Annotated in this window: 1 pseudogene; it reads left to right on the top strand. The window is 43.8% G+C overall.

The window, feature by feature from the left end:
- Nucleotides 1–457, top strand: a pseudogene (locus tag CIK04_RS29725) (S16 family serine protease); the annotation flags it as partial.
- Nucleotides 458–544: the final 87 nt, after the last annotated feature.

Raw genomic sequence — 544 nt, 5'->3', positions numbered from 1 at the left:
CAGTGAAGTCGATGGAGATAGTGCGTCACTTGCTGAATTTTGCTGCCTTCGTCAGCGCCCTATCTGAGTACCCCATCAATCAGCAAATCGCGGTGACGGGTGCAGTGGACCAATTTGGCCGTGTACAGGCAGTAGGAGGCCTAAATGAAAAAATTGAAGGCTTCTATCAGGTTTGTAAACACCAAGGCTTCACCGGCGAGCAAGGGGTTATTCTACCGGAAACGAACTTAAAACATCTGGCACTTCATAAAGACGTGGTCGAAAGCATTAAACTCGGTGAGTTTCATATTTGGGCGGTATCCGATGTTGAAGATGTGATCCCAATCATTATGAATAAGCCATTTTGTGGTGAAGACGAAGATAGCGTGCTCAACAAAATTGCTGAAGAATCGATAACTTTACGAAGCATGATCATCCGCAAGGCTTTGTTCAATGGATTAAAAACTGGTTTGTCTAGTACTGAYCGGAGTTGTTTAGCGTACACCTGTTCACTAACATGCCTGTGTCTAAAATTGGAGTTTACAAACAATGCAGAATAAACGTG

It is taken from the genome of Vibrio sp. 03_296 (genome assembly GCF_002265885.1).
This window is presented reverse-complemented; position numbering and strand designations above follow the sequence as displayed.